The organism is Stenotrophomonas maltophilia, assembly GCF_023518235.1.
Taxonomy (GTDB): domain Bacteria; phylum Pseudomonadota; class Gammaproteobacteria; order Xanthomonadales; family Xanthomonadaceae; genus Stenotrophomonas.
In genome coordinates, this window is the sequence record NZ_CP090423.1 from 3,025,873 (window position 1) to 3,046,411 (window position 20,539).

At 66.2% G+C, this 20,539-nt stretch carries 24 protein-coding genes and 1 tRNA gene; 8 read left to right on the top strand and 17 right to left on the bottom strand.

Going from position 1 to position 20,539, the window contains the following annotated elements; translation table 11 throughout:
- Nucleotides 1-221: 221 nt before the first annotated feature.
- Nucleotides 222-1,115, bottom strand: coding sequence for an EamA family transporter RarD (gene rarD / locus LZ605_RS14230; protein ID WP_249842194.1), 894 nt, complete (start codon nucleotides 1,113-1,115; stop codon nucleotides 222-224).
- Entirely contained in the window at nucleotides 1,112-2,017 is a 906-nt protein-coding gene (yedA, locus tag LZ605_RS14235; RefSeq protein WP_249842195.1) for a drug/metabolite exporter YedA, read from the bottom strand. The genes rarD and yedA overlap by 4 nt, the downstream gene beginning before the upstream one ends.
- 299 nt (nucleotides 2,018-2,316) lie before the next feature.
- Between yedA and LZ605_RS14240 the strand changes: the two genes are divergently transcribed.
- Both LZ605_RS14240 and LZ605_RS14245 read left to right on the top strand, forming a co-directional pair.
- A complete protein-coding gene (locus tag LZ605_RS14240; RefSeq protein WP_249842196.1) occupies nucleotides 2,317-3,651 on the top strand; it encodes an MFS transporter in 1,335 nt (444 codons plus the stop codon).
- Between the two features lie 67 nt (nucleotides 3,652-3,718).
- On the top strand, nucleotides 3,719-4,018 hold the full coding sequence (locus LZ605_RS14245; RefSeq protein WP_249844917.1) for a hypothetical protein: 300 nt from the start codon (nucleotides 3,719-3,721) through the stop codon (nucleotides 4,016-4,018).
- 26 nt (nucleotides 4,019-4,044) lie between these two features.
- On the opposite strand, the gene LZ605_RS14250 is transcribed toward LZ605_RS14245, so the two are convergent.
- The 4 genes from LZ605_RS14250 to LZ605_RS14265 form a co-directional block, all read right to left on the bottom strand.
- On the bottom strand, nucleotides 4,045-5,697 hold the full coding sequence (locus tag LZ605_RS14250) for a M28 family metallopeptidase (protein WP_249844918.1): 1,653 nt from the start codon (nucleotides 5,695-5,697) through the stop codon (nucleotides 4,045-4,047).
- 105 nt (nucleotides 5,698-5,802) lie between these two features.
- On the bottom strand, nucleotides 5,803-6,735 hold the full coding sequence (locus LZ605_RS14255; RefSeq protein WP_249842197.1) for an MBL fold metallo-hydrolase: 933 nt from the start codon (nucleotides 6,733-6,735) through the stop codon (nucleotides 5,803-5,805).
- Nucleotides 6,736-6,940: 205 nt separating this feature from the next.
- Complete coding sequence (locus LZ605_RS14260; RefSeq protein ID WP_249842198.1) at nucleotides 6,941-7,237, bottom strand: hypothetical protein; 297 nt, start codon at nucleotides 7,235-7,237, stop codon at nucleotides 6,941-6,943.
- Nucleotides 7,238-7,391: 154 nt separating this feature from the next.
- A complete protein-coding gene (locus LZ605_RS14265) occupies nucleotides 7,392-8,687 on the bottom strand; it encodes a tryptophan--tRNA ligase (protein WP_249842199.1) in 1,296 nt (431 codons plus the stop codon).
- 108 nt (nucleotides 8,688-8,795) lie between these two features.
- Between LZ605_RS14265 and LZ605_RS14270 the strand changes: the two genes are divergently transcribed.
- Nucleotides 8,796-9,596, top strand: coding sequence for a hypothetical protein (locus LZ605_RS14270; protein ID WP_249842200.1), 801 nt, complete (start codon nucleotides 8,796-8,798; stop codon nucleotides 9,594-9,596).
- A 66-nt stretch (nucleotides 9,597-9,662) separates the two neighbouring features.
- Here the strand turns inward: LZ605_RS14270 and LZ605_RS14275 are convergent, their stop codons facing one another.
- From LZ605_RS14275 to rocF, 3 genes are all read right to left on the bottom strand, one after another.
- Nucleotides 9,663-9,884 (bottom strand): CsbD family protein, encoded by a 222-nt coding sequence (locus tag LZ605_RS14275; protein WP_004153772.1) that lies wholly within the window; start codon nucleotides 9,882-9,884, stop codon nucleotides 9,663-9,665.
- A gap of 199 nt (nucleotides 9,885-10,083) precedes the next feature.
- Nucleotides 10,084-10,221, bottom strand: a complete 138-nt coding sequence (locus LZ605_RS14280) for an entericidin A/B family lipoprotein (RefSeq protein ID WP_014035659.1) — start codon at nucleotides 10,219-10,221, stop codon at nucleotides 10,084-10,086.
- A 162-nt stretch (nucleotides 10,222-10,383) separates the two neighbouring features.
- On the bottom strand, nucleotides 10,384-11,304 hold the full coding sequence (gene rocF / locus LZ605_RS14285; protein WP_123959397.1) for an arginase: 921 nt from the start codon (nucleotides 11,302-11,304) through the stop codon (nucleotides 10,384-10,386).
- Nucleotides 11,305-11,612: 308 nt separating this feature from the next.
- Between rocF and LZ605_RS14290 the strand changes: the two genes are divergently transcribed.
- Together LZ605_RS14290 and LZ605_RS14295 are read left to right on the top strand one after the other, a co-directional pair.
- On the top strand, nucleotides 11,613-12,026 hold the full coding sequence (locus LZ605_RS14290) for a hypothetical protein (RefSeq protein WP_249842201.1): 414 nt from the start codon (nucleotides 11,613-11,615) through the stop codon (nucleotides 12,024-12,026).
- Between the two features lie 89 nt (nucleotides 12,027-12,115).
- Entirely contained in the window at nucleotides 12,116-12,463 is a 348-nt protein-coding gene (locus LZ605_RS14295; RefSeq protein WP_249842202.1) for a hypothetical protein, read from the top strand.
- A 21-nt stretch (nucleotides 12,464-12,484) separates the two neighbouring features.
- Here LZ605_RS14295 and LZ605_RS14300 read toward each other — a convergent pair whose 3' ends face one another.
- Entirely contained in the window at nucleotides 12,485-13,255 is a 771-nt protein-coding gene (locus LZ605_RS14300; protein WP_249842203.1) for a DUF3011 domain-containing protein, read from the bottom strand.
- Nucleotides 13,256-13,840: 585 nt separating this feature from the next.
- On the opposite strand from LZ605_RS14300, the gene LZ605_RS14305 reads away from it, so the two are divergent.
- Together LZ605_RS14305 and LZ605_RS14310 are read left to right on the top strand one after the other, a co-directional pair.
- Nucleotides 13,841-14,248, top strand: a complete 408-nt coding sequence (locus LZ605_RS14305) for a hypothetical protein (RefSeq protein ID WP_249842204.1) — start codon at nucleotides 13,841-13,843, stop codon at nucleotides 14,246-14,248.
- Between the two features lie 80 nt (nucleotides 14,249-14,328).
- Nucleotides 14,329-14,652 carry a hypothetical protein gene (locus tag LZ605_RS14310; RefSeq protein ID WP_249842205.1) on the top strand — a complete coding sequence of 108 codons (324 nt, stop codon included), beginning with the start codon at nucleotides 14,329-14,331 and terminating at the stop codon, nucleotides 14,650-14,652.
- A 57-nt stretch (nucleotides 14,653-14,709) separates the two neighbouring features.
- On the opposite strand, the gene LZ605_RS14315 is transcribed toward LZ605_RS14310, so the two are convergent.
- On the bottom strand, nucleotides 14,710-15,012 hold the full coding sequence (locus LZ605_RS14315; RefSeq protein WP_249842206.1) for an addiction module antidote protein: 303 nt from the start codon (nucleotides 15,010-15,012) through the stop codon (nucleotides 14,710-14,712).
- A 58-nt stretch (nucleotides 15,013-15,070) separates the two neighbouring features.
- Nucleotides 15,071-15,358 (bottom strand): type II toxin-antitoxin system RelE/ParE family toxin, encoded by a 288-nt coding sequence (locus LZ605_RS14320; protein ID WP_249842207.1) that lies wholly within the window; start codon nucleotides 15,356-15,358, stop codon nucleotides 15,071-15,073.
- A gap of 486 nt (nucleotides 15,359-15,844) precedes the next feature.
- On the opposite strand from LZ605_RS14320, the gene LZ605_RS14325 reads away from it, so the two are divergent.
- The gene (locus tag LZ605_RS14325; RefSeq protein WP_249842208.1) at nucleotides 15,845-16,516 is read left to right on the top strand and encodes a hypothetical protein; all 672 of its coding nucleotides are present in this window, start codon (nucleotides 15,845-15,847) and stop codon (nucleotides 16,514-16,516) included.
- Between the two features lie 296 nt (nucleotides 16,517-16,812).
- Here the strand turns inward: LZ605_RS14325 and LZ605_RS14330 are convergent, their stop codons facing one another.
- From LZ605_RS14330 to birA, 5 genes are all read right to left on the bottom strand, one after another.
- Nucleotides 16,813-17,502, bottom strand: coding sequence for a hypothetical protein (locus LZ605_RS14330; protein WP_249842209.1), 690 nt, complete (start codon nucleotides 17,500-17,502; stop codon nucleotides 16,813-16,815).
- Between the two features lie 304 nt (nucleotides 17,503-17,806).
- Nucleotides 17,807-17,882: transfer RNA gene (locus LZ605_RS14340), tRNA-Thr, on the bottom strand.
- A gap of 41 nt (nucleotides 17,883-17,923) precedes the next feature.
- Nucleotides 17,924-18,754 carry an SPOR domain-containing protein gene (locus LZ605_RS14345; protein WP_249842210.1) on the bottom strand — a complete coding sequence of 277 codons (831 nt, stop codon included), beginning with the start codon at nucleotides 18,752-18,754 and terminating at the stop codon, nucleotides 17,924-17,926.
- Nucleotides 18,755-18,763: 9 nt separating this feature from the next.
- Nucleotides 18,764-19,495: a type III pantothenate kinase gene (locus LZ605_RS14350; RefSeq protein WP_032956260.1), complete on the bottom strand. Its 732-nt coding sequence runs from the start codon at nucleotides 19,493-19,495 to the stop codon at nucleotides 18,764-18,766.
- The gene (gene birA, locus LZ605_RS14355; RefSeq protein WP_249842211.1) at nucleotides 19,492-20,460 is read right to left on the bottom strand and encodes a bifunctional biotin--[acetyl-CoA-carboxylase] ligase/biotin operon repressor BirA; all 969 of its coding nucleotides are present in this window, start codon (nucleotides 20,458-20,460) and stop codon (nucleotides 19,492-19,494) included. Before birA ends, LZ605_RS14350 begins: the two co-directional genes overlap by 4 nt.
- Nucleotides 20,461-20,539: the final 79 nt, after the last annotated feature.

Below are 20,539 nucleotides of genomic sequence, written 5' to 3' on the forward strand. Positions count from 1 at the left end.
GGAAGGACGGAGCGAAAGCTCCGTCTTTTTTTCTGTCACGCGTCTGTGGATTGTTGGACGCGATTCATCTTGCCGCCGCGCTGTCAGACCGTTGCCCAGGGAAACCCTCTAGAATCGCGCGCCCATCACCTGCAACCGCGTTCCCGTCACGGCCATCTCTCTCCTGGCCGTGGATGGAAGCAGAACGGCGCCCTTCGGGGCGCCGTTCTTTTTGCAGGAAGCTATCGCTTGCGCATCGCGCGCAGGTTGTCGCCGACAAACAGGATCAGGCCGGCCCAGATCGTGGCAAAGCCGATCGCCTTGCCGGTATCGAAGGCCTCATGGAAGAAGAACACGCCCAGCAGCAGCTGCAAGCTCGGTGCGATGTACTGCAGGATGCCGACCAGCGACAGCGGAATCCGTTTCACGCCGTAGGCAAAACCGATCAAGGGCACAGCGGTGACCACGCCCCCGAAGATCAGCAGCAGATCGTTGCGCCAGCCCCAGCCATGGAAGAACGCGCCGCCATGGCCGTTCTCGGCCCAGATCGCAAACGCCAGCGCCGGCAGGAACAGGTACAGGCTTTCCACGCCCAGCCCGGCCACCGGATCGACCGAAACCAGCTTGCGCAACAGGCCGTACAGCCCGAACGAACAGGCCAGGCCCAGCGCGATCCAGGGCGGCGTGCCGGCGTCGATGGTCAGCCAGGCCACGCCCACCGCCGCCATCGCCACCGCCACCCACTGCAGGCGGCGCAGGCGTTCCTTCAGCACCAGCACGCCCAGCAGCACGTTCACCAGCGGGTTGATGAAGTAGCCCAGGCTGGTCTCGATGACATGGCCGGCGTTGACCGCCCAGATGTAGAGGCCCCAATTGAAGGCGATGGTCAGGCTCGACACCAGCAGGATCGGCAGCGCGCGCGGTTGCGCGGCGATCTTCTGCCACCAGCCCAGGCGCGCACTGAGCAGCAGCCAGCCCAGCACCAGCACCGTGCTCCAGATGATGCGGTGAGCGATGATCTGGAACGAGGGCACCTCGTTGAGCAGGTGCCAGTACACCGGCACCAGCCCCCAGATCACGAAGGTGGAGGCGGTGACCAGCAGGCCGCGGCGTTGTTCTTTTTCGTCCATGCTCATTTCCTGCGCGTCCTTGCCATCGTCAGCACCACCACGCCCAGCAGGATCACCGCCATCGCCAGCAGGTCGCGCCAACCGAAGCGCTCACCGTTGAGCAGCGCGCCCAGCAGCACCGCGATCACCGGATTGACGTAGGCGTAGCTGCCGGCCAGGGCGGGGCGCACGTTCTGCAGCAGCCACACGTAGGCGGTGAAAGCAACGATGGAGCCGAACACACACAGATAGGCCATCGCCAGCAGGCCGCCGGTGTCGGGCAGCGTGGTCGGGCGTTCACCAACGGCCAGGCCGATCAGCACCAGCAGTACGCCGCCGCAGATCATCTGCCCGGCTGCGGTCATGAACGGGCCCGGCAGGTCCAGCCCGCGTGCCCACACCGAGCCGAACGCCCAGCCCACCGGTGCGATCAACAGCAGCACCAGCCCGGTCGGCGACGCGGTCAGGCTGCTGCCGGCATTGAGCCAGACCACGCCAAGGAAGCCGATGGCGATGCCCAGCCACTCGCCGCGGCTGGCGTGCTGGCCGCGCAGCGCCGAGAACAACGCCATCCACAGCGGCACCGAGGCCACGGCGGTCGCCGCCAGGCCCGAGGACACCTCGCGTTCGGCCAGCACCACCATGCCGTTGCCCAGCACCAGCATGGTCACGCCCATGATCAGCAGGTTGCGCCACTGCCGCAGGGTCGGCCTGGGCAGCTTCCAGAACAGGCGCAGCGCCGCGTACATCACACCGCCGGCGATGATGAACCGGCTGCCGGAGACCATCGTCAGCGGCAGCGCGCCGCCATGCAGGGCCTTGGCGATGCCCAGGTAGGTCGAACCCCAGACCACATAGACCAGCAGCAAGGCCAGCGCGACAAGGCCACCCCGGGGGGCAGCCGCAGACGGAGAAGGGGGAGCCGACATGACGCACCAGCATACGGGGGAAACCGATTCTAGAGCCTTCTACAGAGGGAAATCACCCCGGTTTGCGACAACCTGCCGGTGCCCGCCGAAGCCCCCGCGATGACACCGGATACGACGATTTAGTTATGGTCCGCAGGCGTGGCCTGGTCCACCCTGTGCGGTCCCATGCGCTGCCCGCCCTCCCGGCACCCGGCGTTGACGTGGGATGCAGTACCTAGGAGGCTGGCCCGCAGCGCCCTGCGCACGCCTGGCACCGATCTTTCCCGCACGGAAGCGCCGCATCGAGGATTCCCACCCAGATGAGCACCACGTCCCAACCCGCTGCCCCCAGCACCGACGGCGCCGCGCTGCGCCGCTCGATCTCCAATACCCTCAAAGGCTCCGCCGGCAACCTGGTGGAGTGGTACGACGTCTACGTGTACTCGGTGTTCGCCGTGTACTTCGAGTCGCAGTTCTTCTCGCCCGATGACAAGAACTCCACGATGTATGTGTGGGCGATCTTCGCGGCCACCTTCCTGATGCGCCCGATCGGGGCCTGGTTCTTCGGCCGCTTCGCCGACCGCCATGGCCGCCGCCTGGCGCTGACCGTCTCGGTGACGGTGATGGCGCTGTGCTCGTTCCTGATCGCCATCACTCCCACTGCGGCCAGCATCGGCATCTGGGCGGCGGTCATCCTGCTGTTCGCGCGGCTGCTGCAGGGCTTCGCCACCGGCGGTGAATATGGCGCCAGCGCCACCTACATGTCCGAGGCCGCCATTCCCGGCCGTCGCGGCTTCCTGTCCTCGTTCCACTACGTCACCCTGGTCGGCGGGCACGTGCTGGCCCAGCTGACCCTGCTGTTGATGCTGACCTTCTGGGGCAAGCCGGAGATCTCCGAGTGGGGCTGGCGCATCGCCTTCGGCATCGGTGGCATCGCCGCGGTGGTGGTGTTCTGGCTGCGTCGGGGCATGGACGAATCGCTGTCGGAGTCGTCCATCGAAGCCGCGCGCGAGGGCAAGGCACAGAAGTCCGGCTCGATGTACGAACTGTTCGTGCACCAGTGGCGCCCGCTGCTGCTGTGCTTCCTGATCACCGCCGGTGGCACCATCGCCTTCTACACCTATTCGGTGAACGGCCCGAAGATGATCCAGAGCGCCTTCGCGGGTAACGACCCGATGACCGGCACCCTGATCAACCTGGGCGTGCTGGCGTTCCTGATGGTGCTGCAGCCGGTCGGTGGCTGGCTGTCGGACATCATCGGCCGCAAGAGCCTGCTGGTGTTCTTCGGCGTGGGCGGCGTGCTGTACAGCTGGTACCTGATCACCAAGCTGCCGCACCAGCATGACGCCACCCTGGCCTTCCTGACCCTGGCCCTGGGCTTTGTCATCCTCACCGGCTACACCTCGATCAACGCGGTGGTGAAGGCCGAGCTGTTCCCCACCCACGTGCGTGCACTGGGCGTGGGCCTGGGCTATGCGCTGGCCAACTCGCTGTTCGGCGGCACCGCCCCGCTGCTGTACCAGGGCGCACTGAAGACCGGCCACGTCGACTGGTTCGCCATCTACGTGACCGCGACGATCGCGGTATCGTTGGTGGTCTATGTGTTCTTCCTCACCAACAAAGGCCCGAACTGGCTCGACGGCACCCGCAAGTAAGGATGCTGTAGTGATCGCGGCCACCGGTGCAATGCCGGTGGCCGCTGCGTCTGCGGCCTCGCCGCTGATGTGGATGGCGGTGATGCTGGCCGCCGCCACCGCGCTGGCCTGGCTGCTGCGCCGCCCCGACGCGCAGGCGGCGTGGCCGCGCATCGGTTTCGGCATCACCCTGCTGGTGCTCTGCGCCGCGCTTTCGCTGCAACTGGCGATGGACCTGGGCAGCGGGCACAGTTCGCTGCAACTGCGCTGGAGTTCCCGCCCGGGCCCCCTGCATGACGTCGGCCTGCGCACGATGGTGGTGTGCTATCTGGCCGCACTCGCGGCAGCCGGCTGGGGCGCGTGGAAACTGCTGCGCCGACGACGGTAGTGCCGGCCGCTGGCCGGCAACCCCCATCAGCGGCGGGCGGCTTCGCTCTTGTCACGCGCGCCGCGGAACTCCGATTCCTTTTCCCACGTCGGCCAGCGGCGGCTGTTGGCCAGCTCGGCACCCAGGTCGTAGACCAGCAGGGTGTCGGCGGCGTGGCCGCTCGGGTCCCAGCTCGGGGTCCAGGCATCGCAGGCTTGGTGGTAGCACTCGGCAAAGTACTTCTCGCGCAGGGCGCGGCCGGCTTCTACGCCACCGTCCCGCTTGTCCAGGCCCGGGCCGATGGTGATCGCCGGCACGCCCAAACGGGCGAAGGCGAAGTGGTCGGCGCGATAGAAGAAGCCGGCCTCCAGGTTCGGATCCGGGCTGTAGCTGCGGCCACGGGCCTTGGCCACGCGCTCCAGGTCGCCTTCCAGCGAAACCCGGCCCTTGCCCCACGACGCAATGTCACGGGTCGGGCCATCCGGGCTGAACATCTCGATGTTCAGCACCGCAGCGGTCTTGTCCAGCGGCGCCAACGGGTGCGCGGCATAGTAGCTGGCACCCAGCAGGCCCTTCTCTTCAGCGGTCAACGCCACGAAGTACAGGGTGCGCTGCGGCTGCGGGCCGGCCGCGAACACGCGGCCCAGCTCCAGCACGGTGGCCACGCCGGTGGCGTTGTCGATCGCACCACGGCGGATGCGGTCACCCTTGGCATCCGGCTGGCCGATGCCGAACGCATCCCAGTGCGCAGAGAAGATCACCGCCTCGTCGCCGTGCTCGCCACCGGGCAGCTTGGCCACCACGTTGCGGGTCACCACCTGCTCGCGCTTGAGGGCGAAATCCACGCTCAGCTTGGCGTTGTCCAGCGCCACCGGGCGGAAGTCGGCGCGCATTGCCTTGCGCTTCTCGGCATCGAAATCCAGGCCGGCGTCGGCGAAGATCGCCTCGGCCAGTTCGCGCTGCATCCAGCCGCGCAGCGGCGTGTGCTGGGCCATCGCGTCAGCCTGGCCGCGCTCGATGTCGAACAGCGGCGAGGTACCCGAGCTCTTCACTGTCGCCCAGCCATAGGCGGCCGGCGCGGTCTCGTGCACGATCAGCACGCCCTCGGCGCCACGGCGTGCGGCTTCCTCGAACTTGTAGGTCCAGCGGCCGTAATAGGTCACCGCCTTGCCGTCGAACGCGCCCGGTGCATCGGCCTCGAAGTCGGCATCGTTGATCAGCACCACGGCGATCTTGCCGTGCAGGTCCACATCCTTGTAGTCATTCCAGTGGCGTTCCGGCGCGTCGATGCCGTAGCCAACGAACACCAGCGGCGCATCCTTGATCTGCACGCGCTTGCGCGGCTGCAGGCTCTGCAGGGTCACGTCCACGCCATTGGCCAGCGCGCGCTTGCCCTGCTTCAGCGACAGGCTGGCCTTGGCCGGGCCGTCCAGCTGTGCACGCACCAGCGGTACCGGCTGCACCCAGCTGCCATCCACGCCGCCCGGCTGCAGGCCGTAGCTGCGGAACTGCTCGATCAGATACTGCACGGTGCGCTCTTCGCCGGCAGTGGCCGGCGCGCGGCCCTCGAACTCGTCCGACGCCAGCACACGCACGTGACGCGACAGCGCCTGCGGATCGATGCCGCCGCCGGGCAGATCGTTGGCCGCATGGGCCAGGCCACCGACGAACAGGCAGGACGACAGCAGCAACACGCGCATCGGATTCACGGCAATACCACGGCAGGCTTGGAAGTCACCAGAGTGTAACGTGGTCGTGACATCGCGGCGCAGCGTGGCCTCGCCTCATTCACGCGAGGCGTGGCGTCAGGCGCGGATGCGGTCCAACCAGCAGGCCAGGCCCTGTGCGTTGAGCTCGATGTCCATCGCCAGCACCGCCGTCACGGCGGCCTCGTCCAGCGCACAACCATGCTGCTGCGCGCGTTCCAGGTACAGCGCCTGCAAGGCAGCCAGCAGGTAGCGGTGGCGGTCCGGGCGGTCATCGCACTGGCGGCCGATGGTGGCCATTGCATCGATCTGCTCGAACAGATCGTTGGCCAGTTTCTGCACCTGCTGCACGCGGCCGTAATGGGTCAGGTACATCGCCTGCGGCGCGTAATCGAGCATGCGCCGGATCGAAGCCTTCATCGCCTCAGGGTCGAACTGCACCGGCGAGGAGGTGGGGAAGATGAAGGCGCCCTGCGCGCTGTCCAACTCGCGGTAGGAGATGCCGAAGGTATCGCCGGTGAACCAGCTGCGGCTGCGCGCATCCCACACGCAGTAGTGGTGCAGCGCGTGGCCCGGTGTGTGCAGCAGCATCAGCTCGCGGCCAGCCAGATCGATGCGGTGGCCGTCTTCGGCCACCACCACGCGCTGCTGGGGAATCGGCTCGATGCGGCCATAGCTGCGTGCGATCTCCTCGGCGCCGTACACCGCCGTCGCACCGGCAACCAGCCGGGTCGGGTCGATCATGTGCGGTGCACCGCGCGGATGCAGCACCGCCTTCGCGTTCGGCAGCTGCTGCATCAGCAGGCCGGCGCCCCCGGCGTGGTCCAGGTGCACATGGGTCAGCAGCAGCCAGTCCACCGCCTCCACGCCCAGCCCCGCGTCGGCCAGCGCCTGCAGCATGGCCGGCACTGACAGCCCGGTGCCGCAATCGACGAACGCGGCGCGGCCGTTTTCAACAATCAGATAGGCCGCATCGAAGTCGGCGCGTTGGAAGCCGGTATCGATGGTGTGGATGCTGGGGTCGGCGGTCATCGGCACGCACCTGGCAGAATCGGGAACAGACGCCCATGGTAGGCGCGTGGGCGGGCCGGGTTCGATGCGGCTTTGGTCGGAGGGGGCCCTTCTGTAGAGCCGAGCCCACGCTCGGCTGCCATTCTGTCAGGCATCAGCCGAGCATAGGCTCGGCTCTACAGAGGGCACGCGAAGTCGAGCATGGCTCGACTCTATAGAGGCAGGGTTACCGGTCCAGCCAGCGCGGTCGCAGCAGCAGGGCCAGCACCAGCACCGCCAGGAATGCGCCGTAGGCGTACAGCACCGCCAGCACCTGCGGCCAGATCGGGCCGGCGCCGGGCTGCACCACGCCGATGTGGTGCCCCCACAGCATCGAGACGATGCTCAGCGCGAAGGCCAGCAGCAGGGTGGTGCCGTCGAACAAGCGCCGCCGCGCAGTACGCGGCTGGCGCGGGAACAGCCAGTACAGGCTGCCCAGCAGCAGGAACCAGGGCAGGAACAGCAGCAGCGACAACCAGGCCATCGCAGACTCCTTCTGATGTGCCAGGCCCACGCCTGACAGCAGGTTCCCTGTGTAGAGCCGAGCCCATGCTCGGCTGCCCGGAAAAGCAGTCGAGCTTGGCTCGACTCTACAAAAGCAAAGCCGAGCGTGGGCTCGGCTCTACCGCATTATCCGATCAGGCCGCTTCGCGCAGCGCCGCCAGCGCGGCCAGCACCGCCTCCACCTCGGCCTCCAGCTTGAACAGCTCGCTCTGCAGCTGGTCGCCCTGCTCGGCCTGCTTGATCACCGCGATCAGCTGGCCGGCATCGCGCGGCGAATCGAAGCCTTCGCTCTGGATCAGCAGCGTGCCGTCACCGGCGGTCAGCTTGAAGTAGAAGCGGCCATCCTTCTCGCGGTACTGCTTGAACAGCGGCGGAGCCACACGGGCCACACCAGCGTCCTCGCTGGCGATGTCGCCGGCCGTGGACAGGTCGCGCAGGCCCACCGCATGGCGCAGCTCGTCCAGCAGCGGGGCCGCCAGCTGCTCGCGCAGCTGCTGGCCACGGCGCTTGAGCAGCGCTTCGATCTTCTCCGGCTCGGCCATCAGCGCGTTGTAGCGCTCGCGCAGCGGCGACAGTTCGCTGTCGATGCGCTCGAACAGCTGCTGCTTGGCATCGCCCCAGCTGATGCCGGCGGCGAACGCCTTGGCGAATTCGGCAGTCTGTTCCGGGGTAGCGAACGCCTGGTACATCTGGAACAACGCCGAGCCCTCGGTGTCCTTCGGCTCGCCCGGTGCGCGCGAGTCGGTCAGGATCGAGAACACCAGCTTCTTCAGCTCCTCGCGCGGCACGAACAGCGGAATGGTGTTGTGGTAGCTCTTGCTCATCTTGCGGCCATCCAGGCCGGCCAGCGTCGCCACCTGCTCGTCGATCACCACGTCCGGCAGCGGGAAGTACTCCTTGCCGTACACGTGGTTGAAGCGCTGGGCAAAATCGCGCGCCATCTCGATGTGCTGGATCTGGTCACGGCCCACCGGTACCTGGTTGGCCTTGAAGATCAGGATATCGGCGGCCATCAGCACCGGGTACATGAACAGGCCGGCGCTGACGCCCGCATCTTCATCCACGCCTTCCTCGCGGTTCTTGTCCACCGCCGCCTTGTAGGCGTGCGCGCGGTTGAGGATGCCCTTGCTGGCAATGGCGGTGAGGAACCACATCAGCTCGGTGGTCTCGCGGATGTCGCTCTGGCGGTAGAACCACACGTGTTCCGGGTCCAGGCCGCAGGCCAGCCAGCTGGCCGCGATCTCCAGGGTCGCGCGCTGGGTGCGCTGCGGGTCCTGCGACTTGATCAGGCTGTGCAGGTCGGCCAGGAAGAAGAAGCTCTCGATCCCCGGGGCGCGGCTGGCCGCGATCGCCGGACGGATGGCGCCAACGTAGTTGCCCAGGTGGGGCGTGCCGGAGGGGGTGATGCCGGTAAGGACTCGGGTCGTCATGACTGCGTGGGGAAACCTTCGATGAACGGGGCCAGTTTACCGTGCCCACGGCCAACCCCGTCAGGGCCGGCGGCGCGTTCATTCACTCAACCCCGCTGGAGACGCCCGATGAAACGCCTGCTGCCCCTGCTGCTGATCCTGCCCCTGGCCGGTTTCCGCCCGGCCCCGCCCCCGCCGCCGGTGTACGAAGGCGGCCCGGTGCGCATGACCCTGGTCGACCGCGACCGTGGCACCGAACTGCGCAGCTATCCCGCCGAGGGCCAGCGCTGGGTGGCCGGCGAGCGTGGCCATCGCTACGCCGTGCGCCTGTACAACGACAGCCCGCGCCGGGTGCTGGTGGTGCTGTCGGTGGACGGCATCAACGCCATTTCCGGCGAGAATGCCGATCCCTCGCAGACCGGCTACGTGCTCAACCCCGGCCAGCGCGCCGACATCACCGGCTGGCGCAAGAGCCAGGACGAAGTGGCGCAGTTCGTGTTCAGCAGCCCCAGCGGCAGCTACGCCAGCCGTACCGGCCGCCCGGACAACATCGGCGTGGTCGGCGTGGCCGTGTTCGAAGAGGCGCGTCGCTGGCGCCCCGAGCCGATCCTGCGCCGTGGCCTGCCGCCACCGGCGCCGGCCGCACAGGCCGAAGCGGCCGCCGATGCCAGTGCCAGCCGTATCGAGGGCTACGCCAGCAAGGCGCAGGCTCCCGCGCTCGGCACCGGCCACGGTGCGCGCGAACAGTCCTCTGTGCGCGATACCGCGTTCGAGCGCGCCAGCCGCAGCCCGGCCCAGGTGCTGCAGCTGCGCTACGACAGCGCCCGCAACCTGCGTGCGCGCGGCATCCTGGTCGACGCGCCCTCGCGCCTGCCGCGCGAACCGCAGGCGTTCCCGAACCGCTACGTGCCTGACCCGCCGGCGCGCTGAGCGCAGACAACACAACGCCCGCAACCTCACGGTGCGGGCGTTGTGCTGTGGGGGGAACTGTAGCGCTTACTTGTAGTCCGGGTAGTCCTTGCTCACCGCATCCTGGAACTCACGGACTTCCTTCTCGGCGCGGTCCTTGGCCCAGCCATAACGTTCCTGCAGGCGGCCGGCCAGGTACTCGGCATTGCCTTCGGCCACATCGAAATCGTCGTTGGTCAGATCGCCCCACTTGGCCTGGGCCTTGCCCTTCAGCTGCGACCACTTGCCGGAAATGATGTCTTTGTTCATTGCTGGGAGTCCTTGGTTGCAACGGCGTTCTTACCGTGGCTCCAGCTTCGCGCAGCGGCTGTTGAATGCCGGTCAACCGCCAATGAAATGCGTGCTCACCTGCTTGAATGGTTCACTACCCGTGCACGCCCGCGCAGATCAGCACGCACAAAAAAGGCCGGGAAGCCCCGGCCTTTTCCTGTTGCGTTCCGCGCCGGGCTTACTTGCCCTTGGCGGCGTCCTCAACCTTTTCACCGGCCTTCTGCACGTCCTTGCCAGCACCGGCCACGGTGTTGCAACCGGCCAGCAGGGCCACCGAGAACATCGACAACAGCATCAGGGCAACTACGCGCTTCATGGGCTTCTCCTTGGGTTCGCCGCTATACCGCTTCATTCGCGGATGGGGTTCTTTCGCTCGGCGGGAGGGCACCAATGCCCACTGCCGCCGCGTGAAGTGCAATCTGGCGGCAGGGGCGTGGAGCGGGTGTGAACGGTTCGGGATTCCGTTCAGGGGACGCCTTCAATCGCGCATCAGGGTGGACTTGCCGAACAGGCTTTCGACCAGATCCACGGCCAGCTCGGCGGTGGCATTCTGCTTGTCCAACAAGGGGTTGAGCTCGACGATATCCAGCGAACCCATGCGCCCGGTGTCGGCAATCATCTCCATCACCAGCTGCGCCTCGCGGTAGTTCACCCCGCCCGGCACGGTGGTGCCCACGCCCGGGGCGATGCTCGGGTCGAGGAAATCCACATCGAAGCTGACATGCAGATGGGTGTTCTCGTCGATGCCGGCCAGCGCCGCTTCCACCGCGCGCTTCATGCCGTTCTCGTCGATGTAGCGCATGTCATAGACATCCACCTTGTGGGTCTTGATCAGGCGCTTCTCTTCCGGGTCCACCGAGCGGATGCCAATCTGGTGCATCTGCGCCGGGGTGATCGCCGGTGCGCTGCCGCCCAGGCGGGTCAGCGCGTCGGGGCCGAGGCCGCACAGGCAGGCCACCGGCATGCCGTGGATGTTGCCCGACGGGGTCACATCGCTGGTGTTGAAATCCGAATGCGCATCCAGCCACAGCACGCGCAGCGTCTTGCCCTGCTCGCGGCACCAGCGCGCGACGGCGGTGATCGAACCGATGCCCAGGCAATGGTCGCCGCCGAGCATGATCGGCATGCGCCCGGCCTGCAGTTCGGCATAGCTGGCTTCCATCAGTGCATGGTTCCACGCCACCACTTCGTCCAGGTGGCGGTAGCCTTCCACCGGCGCAGTCCACGGGTTGCGCGGGCCATCCAGGTTGCCCACATCGCGCACGTCCACGCCGCGCGCTTCCAGCGCCTCCGGCAGGCCGGCCACGCGCAGCGCTTCCGGCCCCAGTCGTGCACCGCGATGGCCCGCACCCACGTCGGTGGGAACGCCGATCAACGATACGGAAATGGGATGGGCCATGGGTGCCTCCTGCGGGGGAAAAAGAAGCACAGTCTAGCCAGAGCTGTGTGACACCACTCGCGGCGGTGCAGCAGGCAAAGCGCCCATCGGTGTAGCCAGGAAAGCAGCCCCGGTCAGTTGTTACCGCGCTGAGGGGTCAGGAACCGGGCCTTCTGCGATCGGCCTCACATCCGCGTCGGTATCGCCTCTTCTGCCACGCCACGGCCACCGCCACCCTGCGTCGGCACCCTGAGGGTGCCTCTGCAATGTCCCATCTTTGGAGAACGACCCCTATGAAACATGCATTCATTGGATCTGCGGTACTAGTGATGGCCCTGGGCACACTGCTTGCGGCAGGCGCCAGCGCATCCTCGCAACGCATCACCCATACGGTGACCTCGGATGCGTTTGCGATGCAGACCACAGGCGCACGTCAGGTGCTGGACTGGGTGGCCCAACGCGTGCGCCCGTCGTTCGCCCCCCAGGGCTACGGCCATGTGCAGGTGGAACGGCGCGCGGTCTCGGTAGGGCGTGCCGCTGCGCGTTCGGATGAATCGATCCCGGGAAAGCTGCCGGAGCAGGGTCTGCCCGGTGAGATCTACCGCGTGGAGAACCTCCTTCCCGACGGCTCCACCCAGAGCTGGGAGTTCACCTGGGTGCAACCCTCCTCCGGGCATGGCGGTGGTTGGGAAATCACCGCCTACACGTACAAGAAGGGCAACGACCCGGAAAACCCGCGCTGACCTTCGTCCTGGCGTGCCGCGGCGGTGCAGCGGGCCATTGGCATGGCATGATGCCGCGCGGACCCGCCCACCTTTCATGGAAGACTGCGATGTCGCCCTTCATCAACACCGCCTGGCCCCGCTTCTTCATGGGCGCGCTGCCCATCGCCGTTTTTGCCGTTCTGTTGAGCAGCTCGATCGATGCGTCGCCGTACCGCTGGCTGATGCAGGCGACGCTCCTGCTGACACCCTTTTCGCTTCTGGTGTTCCTCGGGTTCGGCTGGCAGCGTCTGCGCAAGGCACACGCTGCGTATCCGATCCTGACCAGCGAACTGGACCGCATGCTGGCGGCACTGATCGGCAACGTGAAGGTGGCCGCGCTGTGGTTCGGCCTGACCATCGTCGGCATGTTCGCTCTGATGCTGGCGTGGGTGCTGCTGTACAGGTCCGGCGGCTGACGCCGGATCTGCCCCTCGCGCTCAGCGTCCGCGGCGGCGCACAGGCGTCACGCTCTGCACCTGGCCGTTATTGCGCATCATGCACAGGAAGCGGCCGTCGGGATAATCGATGATCAGTTCCTGGTAATCGCTGCCCACCGGCATCTGGGTGACCAGGGCGCCCTGCGCACCCTTGCGCACATTGCAGGCCCCCAGTGCGGTATCGCCTGACGGCGCCGGGGTGGTCACCGAAGACACATTGCGGAACACCGCGCGGCAGCCGCCATTGACCCACACCGAATGCCGCGACAGGCCCCAGTTCTTGCCTTCCTCGCAGCGGGTGCGGCTGAGCTGGCGCACGATCTCCACATTGCCACGGGTGTTCAGATCGCACGACACCTGCTGCTGGCCGGTGGATTCACAAGTCACTTCGCGCGGCAGCGCGGCATCCCCGGTGGCAGCGTCGCCAGGGCGGGCGCTGTTTGTGGCGGGCGCGGGCGCACCACGGCTGTTGACCTGGCAGATGCCATTGGCGCCGCCTCGGCCGGTGTAGCTGACCTGCGGCGAGCCGTCATCGTTGCGGCTGATCGACAGGGTGATGCCGCTGTTGGTATCGCGTGCTTCGAAGTAGCGGTCGTTGAAGCGCTTCAACGCCGTCTCGCGGCCCTGCACGTAGACCGGGCCGCCCTCATCGGCATGCACATCGATGCCGCCCGGGCAGCTGGCGTTGAAGAACGGCACAGCGGCCATGGCCGGGGCTGCGAACGCGGCGGACAATAGTGCGACGGTGAGCGGCAGGGCGTGGCGACGCATGGGCAGGTCCCGAAAGGTGTGTGACCGCAGTATGCGGCGGGGAGTCGGGAGCGGTGTGTGAGGAGAATCAGTATCCGGGCGCGCGTTTTTGGGGGTTGTGTTTGCTATGGTGGCTGTGGCGCCTTCACCCGGGCTGTTAAGCCAGCTTCACTTTGTAGGTCTTTCCAGGCCTTGCAACAGCGCCGACGCCTACCGATTTCCAGCGGATGATCGCATTGCGCGATATGTCGCTTTCGGCATCGCAGTGGCGGGAACAGGCCAATCGCGATAATTCATTTTTCCTTTCAGATCACCCGATGCCATCGAAACAATCGACTGGTAGGCGGGGATTTCGCCTGCGCATGATGAAACGCCACCTGCAAAGGTGGTCGGGTCTTCCAAGCCCGTGTAATCGAAGCTGTATACGCTTGCCAGCCGGCGTCGTCCTCCCAAGAGCGGCGTCGGCTGGCAATCCGTTCGCCGATCAACGGCGGGCGGTGCGTGGGGGCCTTGTGCCCGCCGGCTCATCGATTCCCGGTCTTGGAAGCCACGCATCGCCCGCCACCCTATCGTGGCGGCGCCTCTGTGCCTGACGAGGATGCCCGCATGTCCAAGACGCTATACCCCTATCTGACCGCCACGCTGGGCGACGCCGCCCTGCATCTGCCGCTCGAACTGGCGCAACCGCTGGAAGCCGCCTTCGCCGCTGCCAACGATGCACCCGCGCCCATCAACCTGCCCGTCTGCCTGCGCCGCATCCAGGCCGGAGATGCCGCCGACGGACAGCCGTGGCAGGGGCCGGCAAGCACAGCCGGCGACGCCGTGGCTGCCGCACGCAGGGATCGCGCCGCCGTAGGGCTGGTGTCACTGCTGGAGCTGTACCACGCCAACGAGCGCGTGCGCGTGGATGGGGATGAGAAAGATGATATCGGCGACGGCGTGCGCGAAGGGCTGATGCTGGCCTGCCGGGGGCTGGCCGAGTATGTGGCGTTGCAGGCGCGGGGGGCTCAATAATGCAGAACAGTGGGATTCCCAATGCACAGGTTCAACGCGTCGCTACCCCGACTATCGAATCAGCCGGAACCGCTGCTGGCATGAGCACACCCTATCCAAACCTGAAACCTGTTCTCGTTGAGCTGCGGCTGGACGAAGTGGATTCGCGCGGCGGCGCTGTTGCCGAGATGATCGCCTCCACCGCGCGCCCCATGGCGCTTTCGATAAGCCCCGAACTCATGTGGTACAGCTTCGTGCTGAATGATCGCGCCATCACCCGCATCGCGCCGGGAACGCGGGCACACTGCACGATCTCATTCATCAACCATGACGGTGCGAAAGAGGTATTCCGCTGTGGCACGGTGGCCGCTTTCGGAAACGGATCGGTAACACGAGGGTTGATCCGCATCATTCGGTTTGATTGAACCTGATCGCAGCGGACTTCTTGAGGTAGCAGAATTGGAGCGCAGTGCCTTGATGCCTCAAACGGCACTGGCATGCAGGCGCACACCCAAGGCACGGGTCACCTTCAGGATGGTGGCGAAATCAGGACTGCGCTTGCCCGAGAGTGCGCGGTACAGACTCTCTCGTGACAGGCCCGCCGCACGCGCAACCTTGCTCATGCCCTGAGCGCGGGCGATATCGCCCAGCGCTTTGGCAATGAATGCAGAATCGCCATCGCTTTCCTCGATGCAGGCGTCGAGATAGGCGGCCATTTCTTCGGGTGTCCGAAGGTGTTCGGCCACATCAAATGCTTTTAGTTCGACTTTTTTCTTGGTGGCCATGGTGGGACAGCTCCAGTGCTTCGGTATTGAGTCGTTTCGCCTACAGCCGGTTCGACGCTCACAGGGCATGCGCAATCTCCCTGGCCTTTTCGATATCCCGCTGCTGCGAACCTTTGTCGCCTCCGACCAGGAGAATCAGCAACTGCCTGCCGCGCTGGGTGTAGTACACGCGGTAGCCCGGTCCTGCATCGATACGCAGTTCGGAAACACCGTCCCCCAGATAGCGGTGATCACCCGGATGACCTTCGGCGAGCCGACCGATGCGGGCCAGGATGCGAGCGCGCGCGGTTACGTCCTTGAGAGCGTCAATCCATGTCGCGAACTGGCGGGTACGCTGGATCTCCATGGAGGACTGTAGCCTACTGACTACACCCTTTCAACCATGAGACATGGGAAACGCATGCTGGGAAAAGCACAGCGACGCATGACGCGCCGGATACCAGAACAGCAAGGGAAGGAGGAAAAAGACGGGGCAGGGAGCAATGCTCGACCAACGACCGCGCCGCCGCTTTGCGGGGGCCAATCTAGTTGCTTGGTGGTGCCGCTTATCCGAATCGAACGGATGACCTACTGTTTACAAGACAGTTGGACTAAGCCCTAGAATCATTGACTTACGTAGCTCTATTTTCCCGGTCGCGGTTCGTGAAACACTTGCTATTGCTGGTGGCTCAGGACCATTTTCCCGGTGGACCTTCGCGTTGAGGGAGGTGTCTTTCGCTGTCATTCAACAGGGACGACAGGTGTCGCCCTGCGGCCGGTTGTCTAGTGCCCCCTCCCTGTTGCATGGGCCTATGAGACAAGGGGTGGATGTCCAACGAACATGGAGAGAGAGATGTCAGAGTGGCTGGGTAGTTGCACGCTATTAGCAAGCGTGGTCGTGCAAACAACTGTTGAGGGAGCTGCCAAGCCAGAGACTACTTGGCTGCAGGCTTACGGACAGCTCATAGGCGTAGCGATAGGCTCCGTCCTGACTGGCGTGGTAGCGGTTTTGCTCGCGTTTTTGAACAACCGAAGCAGTGACCTCAGACTGCGGATGCAGCAGACCCACGATCTGCAGCGCGAGAACCAACGCATTACGCGAGATAGGCTTGAGGAGCTCTACGTCCTTGCTGGGCACTGGATATCCGCCCTTGAGCAGTACGGAATTCTGGGGCTACGGCTCGCGAGAGGTCTGCTCACCTACAAGCAGTACGTCGATCTTCAGCTCAAGAATGGGGAGAAGTCCCAGGTCCAGAAGTCGCGCATGGAACTGCTGCTAGACGTGTATGGATCACCCGAGGTCAATGACTCGGTAGCAGCGGTTAAGGAGGCCCAAAGCGCCTACTTCACTCGGATTCATTCCGTAGAGCTGATTGCCCAGAGTCCTGATAGGTTGAGCGAGGTCGTAGTCAGTCATCCGCCTGCAGATGCCGAGCTCTACGCGAAGCTCGATCAGCTTGCTGGCGACGTCGGCAAAGCAGGAAGGAAGCTTCTTGCGGCTATCGCCGAGCAGGCCAAGAGCTAGGACTTATCCCATCCAGCCGAAGGGTGGCGGGGTCTTCAACTTGGCTAGCCTGTTCGCGCGCACAGCCTCCCGCCAGCGGTTGATGGTTGCCACCTCCTCGCGGAGCCGTGCCTCATGCCTGGCCACCCACAGCTCAGCGCCGGCGCGACCCTGCTCATAGCTGGTGCACAGCCGGGAAGGGCCACCCGGGCCATTGCGATGCCGATCCAGCAACGCGATCCAGGTCCCGTCATCAACGCGCTGCGACATTGCGACCACCCACACCCCATCGCAAGCGACCACAGTCAACGTCGGGTCTATTCGTACGGGTAGTCGAACACCTCGGTGCTTGCGTTCGGCGACAGCAAGTCACCGACGACCCGCCACCGATTGGCACCGTCGTCTTCTGCGCCGAAGAGCCACAATCCGCCCAAGTTCAGCCCCGACAGATCCAGCTCGCTCACCAGCACACGCATGTTGCGGTTGAGGTGGATGGCCACCGTTAAATCACCGGATCGCGGATATCTGACCTTCAAACGGTCGATCTGCTGCTGTAGATCCTTCGTTCCTGCTCCCATGTCGGGTGGAAGCTCCTTCATCTGCACAGGGCTATACCGCACCTCATCCCCGAGTCGCCACCGCATGACCGCGTCATAGTCCGACTGTTCAGAGTAGGCAACCGCGATAAGCGTCCCCGTTACCTTTCCCATCAGGTACGCGAAGATGGCGCATTGTCGACGCTCCAAATACGGTTTTAGCTCTCTAGTTCGCAGGTGCTTCACCTTCGCCGGCAGACCATCGAGCACGCCGCTTGTCTCCATCTGGCGCAGCTGGATCAATACTGGCTTCGGATCATAGAAGTCCAGCCGTTGCCACTCTCTCAATCTCAGATTGCCCATCCCCCGCCCCCTTTCAGCTGCTGCCACCATCGGGTGATCCACGGCGAATATACGTGACACATACATAGCCGGTGACAGGCTGGCGCCATGTGCGTCCGCTTCGTCCAACGTCCCATCCTCGACTTCGACCTGCCGTCATTGGTCGACCTTGCAAGGACCAGCAGTTCGCGCTCCATGGCTTGAAGCATCGGGGCATCACCGACACCGAGGACAAGAGCGCTGGCGGCCACGTGAGCGAGGCCATGCGTCAGCTGTACGGCCATTCCGTACCAGTGGTGAAGGCGCCCGTGAAACCAAAAAAGAAGGGCTAATTTTACCGGCAATTTTACCGGCGGATGCCAAAAGGCCAGCGCACTGCGCTGGCCTTTTTCGTTGAAACCCCTATTTTCAAGGCGCTTCGGTGCTTCCCGAGTGGTGCCGCTTATCCGAATCGAACGGATGACCTACTGTTTACAAGACAGTTGCTCTACCAACTGAGCTAAAGCGGCATGGGTGCATCACCGGCGGCAGCGCCGCGGTCCGGGGGATTCTAGCGCAACCGTGCGCATTCCAGCGACCGGCTCTGTGCCGCACCGCTGCGCTGCTGGGCCTGGGCCGGCTGCGTGCCCGCCGCCAGCTGCCCTTCCAGCCACCACTGGCCGGCGTCGCCGCTGGCCACCAGGCGCGGCTGGAAGCCGGCGGCCTGCACGGCGGCCATGCGCCGCTCGGCGCCTTCGCGGTTGCGGTACTGGCCCAGCGCCACGGCGTTGGCGTCCTCGCCCTGGCTGATGATGTAGTAGTCGCTCAGGCCGGCGGCGACGATGCGCTTCACCGTGGCCTGGGCTTCTTCGCGGTTGGCGGCGGCCGGCAGCAGCACCCGGTAGCGGGCGCTACCGCTGGCGGCAGGCTGTTCGCGCAGGCGCACCTGGCTGATCACGCTGCCGGCCTTGCCCTGCGCACCGGCGGCGGCGGCGCGGTCGGCGAACGGACCAAGCGCAACGCAGCGCGGCGGTTCGGCGGCGGCAGGCGGGGTCGCGGGCTTTTCCGGCGCTGGCGTCGGCGTCGGCGCGGGCGGCGTCACTGGCTTGGCCGTTGTGGCAACCGGCGCGGTTTCGGGCTTGGCGGGCGCAACGGGCGCAGGCGTCGCCGCCACAGCCGTCTTCTCAGCCGGTTCGCGTTCCATCAGCGGCGCGGTCGGCGCGGCGGCCGTGGCTTCGGCAGCGGCGGCGGCATCCACGCCACCGGGCACCCAGCGCAGCTCGGCCACGCCGGGCGCTTGCGGCGGCGGCGCAGGCTTCTGCGGCGCATCGCGCAGCAGCCACCAGCAGGCGACGCCAAGATTGAGAATGGCCAGTACGACGATCAGGGCACGGGTCAGCATGCGCGGATACTAGCCTGCGGGCTGGTGCACCGCCCAGCGGGCGAGGCCATCGAGCACCAGCGAGGGGTGGTAATCGGCGCCCGGCAGCAGCGGCATCAGCGCCGGTGCGCCGCCGCCGTGCACCAGCAGCGACGGTGCCACGCCCAGCAGCGCATGCGCCTGCTGCGCACTGCGTTCGATCAGCGCCACGGCGGCACCATCGCAGCCGGAGGCCAGCGCATCGGCGGTGTCGTTGGCGAATTCGCTGTAGTCACCACCGGTGGCGGGCAGCTGCACCGCGCGTGCGTGCAGCGCTTCGCGCATGGTGGTGGGCGATGCGGAAATGCGACCACCGTGGTGCTGGCCGTCGGCGTCGAGCAGATCGATCGTCAGTGCGGTGCCCACGCCGACCACCAGCACCGGGCGCTGCGCCTTGGCCGCAGCCAGCAGCGCCAGAAAGCGGTCTACACCGAACTTTTCCGGCTTGGCATAGGCGATGCGCACGCCGGCGCATTCGGCGCTGGTGCGCACCACGTGCACGTGTTCGAAGCGGCGCTGCAGCTGGTCCAGCATGGCGCTGGTCAGCGACGGCGCGGCCACGCTGGCCACGAACGCGGTGCGGCCGCTGGGCAGGCTGTGCGGCGGCTGCCCGGCCATGCCTTCGGCACCATGTGCCCAAGCCTGTACGTCGCCGGCACGGTCACCCTGCAACGGCGCGAACTTGAAGCGCGAGTTGCCCAGGTCGAACAACCAATCGCTCATGCCGCCCTCACGCTGACTTCGCCGGCGTGCAGCAGGCGCTCGCGGCCGTCGATGCGCACGCGCAGCGCGCCGTCATCGGCCAGGCCAAGCGCGGTACCGTGCTGCCACTGCCCGTCCAGTTCCACGCGTACTTCGCGACCGGCCAGCATGTCGAAGGCGGCGTAGCGCGGCAGGAACGGCGCCAGCCCTTCGCGATCGAATTCCTCCAGCGCCGGCAACAGGCGCGCGAGCACGGCGGCGACCACCACGTTGCGGTCCACCGGCGTGCCCGCCAGCGTGTCCAGATCCACCCACGGCTGGGTGATCTGTTCGGCGAACGACGGCGGCATGTGCGTGTTGATGCCGATGCCGATCACCGCGCGCGCCGGGCCGGCATATTCGCCGCCGCCCTCGGCCAGCAGGCCGACCAGCTTGCGCTTGCCATCGACGATCAGGTCGTTCGGCCACTTCAGCTGTGCCTGGGTGAACCCGAGGTCGTGCAGGGCTTCGGCCACCGCGATGCCGGCCACCAGGCTCAGCCCGGCCAGGCGGCCCAGGCCACCGGAGAACAGGCGCAGCACCGACAGGTACACGTGAGCGGCCAGCGGCGAGGCCCAGCTGCGGCCACGGCGGCCACGGCCGCCGGTCTGGCGCTCGGCCAGCAGCACACTGACCCCGCGCTGGGGCGCGCTGCAACGCAGCAATTCGGCATTGGTGGAGTCCACCGTCCAGGCCACCTGCAGGTCGTGCAGCAGCGGCAGCACTTCGGGCGGCAGGCCGGCGCGGATGGCATCCGGGTCCAGCAGGTCAACCGGGCGGGTCAGGCCATAGCCCTCGCCGGCACGGCCCTCGATGTCCACACCGGTGGCCCTAAGTCCTTGAATACGCTTCCAAATGGCCGCCCGGGTCTGGCCCAGCTCACGGGCCAGGGCGTCGCCGGACAGACGACCGGCAGCGAGTTTGGCCAGCAATTGGCGATCGTCCACGGCAGCTTCCACGAAGTCAGGGTGGAATTATGCGGGAAAGCCGCCAGCGACGCCCGCCACGCTGGGTTCTGCGGGGGCT

Coding starts and splice junctions, on each gene's coding strand:
- rarD (WP_249842194.1), bottom strand. CDS start 1,115: ATGAGCATGGACGAAAAAGAACAACGCCGCGGCCTGCTGGTCACCGCC.
- yedA (WP_249842195.1), bottom strand. CDS start 2,017: ATGTCGGCTCCCCCTTCTCCGTCTGCGGCTGCCCCCCGGGGTGGCCTT.
- LZ605_RS14240 (WP_249842196.1), top strand. CDS start 2,317: ATGAGCACCACGTCCCAACCCGCTGCCCCCAGCACCGACGGCGCCGCG.
- LZ605_RS14245 (WP_249844917.1), top strand. CDS start 3,719: ATGTGGATGGCGGTGATGCTGGCCGCCGCCACCGCGCTGGCCTGGCTG.
- LZ605_RS14250 (WP_249844918.1), bottom strand. CDS start 5,697: ATGCGCGTGTTGCTGCTGTCGTCCTGCCTGTTCGTCGGTGGCCTGGCC.
- LZ605_RS14255 (WP_249842197.1), bottom strand. CDS start 6,735: ATGACCGCCGACCCCAGCATCCACACCATCGATACCGGCTTCCAACGC.
- LZ605_RS14260 (WP_249842198.1), bottom strand. CDS start 7,237: ATGGCCTGGTTGTCGCTGCTGCTGTTCCTGCCCTGGTTCCTGCTGCTG.
- LZ605_RS14265 (WP_249842199.1), bottom strand. CDS start 8,687: ATGACGACCCGAGTCCTTACCGGCATCACCCCCTCCGGCACGCCCCAC.
- LZ605_RS14270 (WP_249842200.1), top strand. CDS start 8,796: ATGAAACGCCTGCTGCCCCTGCTGCTGATCCTGCCCCTGGCCGGTTTC.
- LZ605_RS14275 (WP_004153772.1), bottom strand. CDS start 9,884: ATGAACAAAGACATCATTTCCGGCAAGTGGTCGCAGCTGAAGGGCAAG.
- LZ605_RS14280 (WP_014035659.1), bottom strand. CDS start 10,221: ATGAAGCGCGTAGTTGCCCTGATGCTGTTGTCGATGTTCTCGGTGGCC.
- rocF (WP_123959397.1), bottom strand. CDS start 11,304: ATGGCCCATCCCATTTCCGTATCGTTGATCGGCGTTCCCACCGACGTG.
- LZ605_RS14290 (WP_249842201.1), top strand. CDS start 11,613: ATGGCCCTGGGCACACTGCTTGCGGCAGGCGCCAGCGCATCCTCGCAA.
- LZ605_RS14295 (WP_249842202.1), top strand. CDS start 12,116: ATGTCGCCCTTCATCAACACCGCCTGGCCCCGCTTCTTCATGGGCGCG.
- LZ605_RS14300 (WP_249842203.1), bottom strand. CDS start 13,255: ATGCGTCGCCACGCCCTGCCGCTCACCGTCGCACTATTGTCCGCCGCG.
- LZ605_RS14305 (WP_249842204.1), top strand. CDS start 13,841: ATGTCCAAGACGCTATACCCCTATCTGACCGCCACGCTGGGCGACGCC.
- LZ605_RS14310 (WP_249842205.1), top strand. CDS start 14,329: ATGAGCACACCCTATCCAAACCTGAAACCTGTTCTCGTTGAGCTGCGG.
- LZ605_RS14315 (WP_249842206.1), bottom strand. CDS start 15,012: ATGGCCACCAAGAAAAAAGTCGAACTAAAAGCATTTGATGTGGCCGAA.
- LZ605_RS14320 (WP_249842207.1), bottom strand. CDS start 15,358: ATGGAGATCCAGCGTACCCGCCAGTTCGCGACATGGATTGACGCTCTC.
- LZ605_RS14325 (WP_249842208.1), top strand. CDS start 15,845: ATGTCAGAGTGGCTGGGTAGTTGCACGCTATTAGCAAGCGTGGTCGTG.
- LZ605_RS14345 (WP_249842210.1), bottom strand. CDS start 18,754: ATGCTGACCCGTGCCCTGATCGTCGTACTGGCCATTCTCAATCTTGGC.
- LZ605_RS14350 (WP_032956260.1), bottom strand. CDS start 19,495: ATGAGCGATTGGTTGTTCGACCTGGGCAACTCGCGCTTCAAGTTCGCG.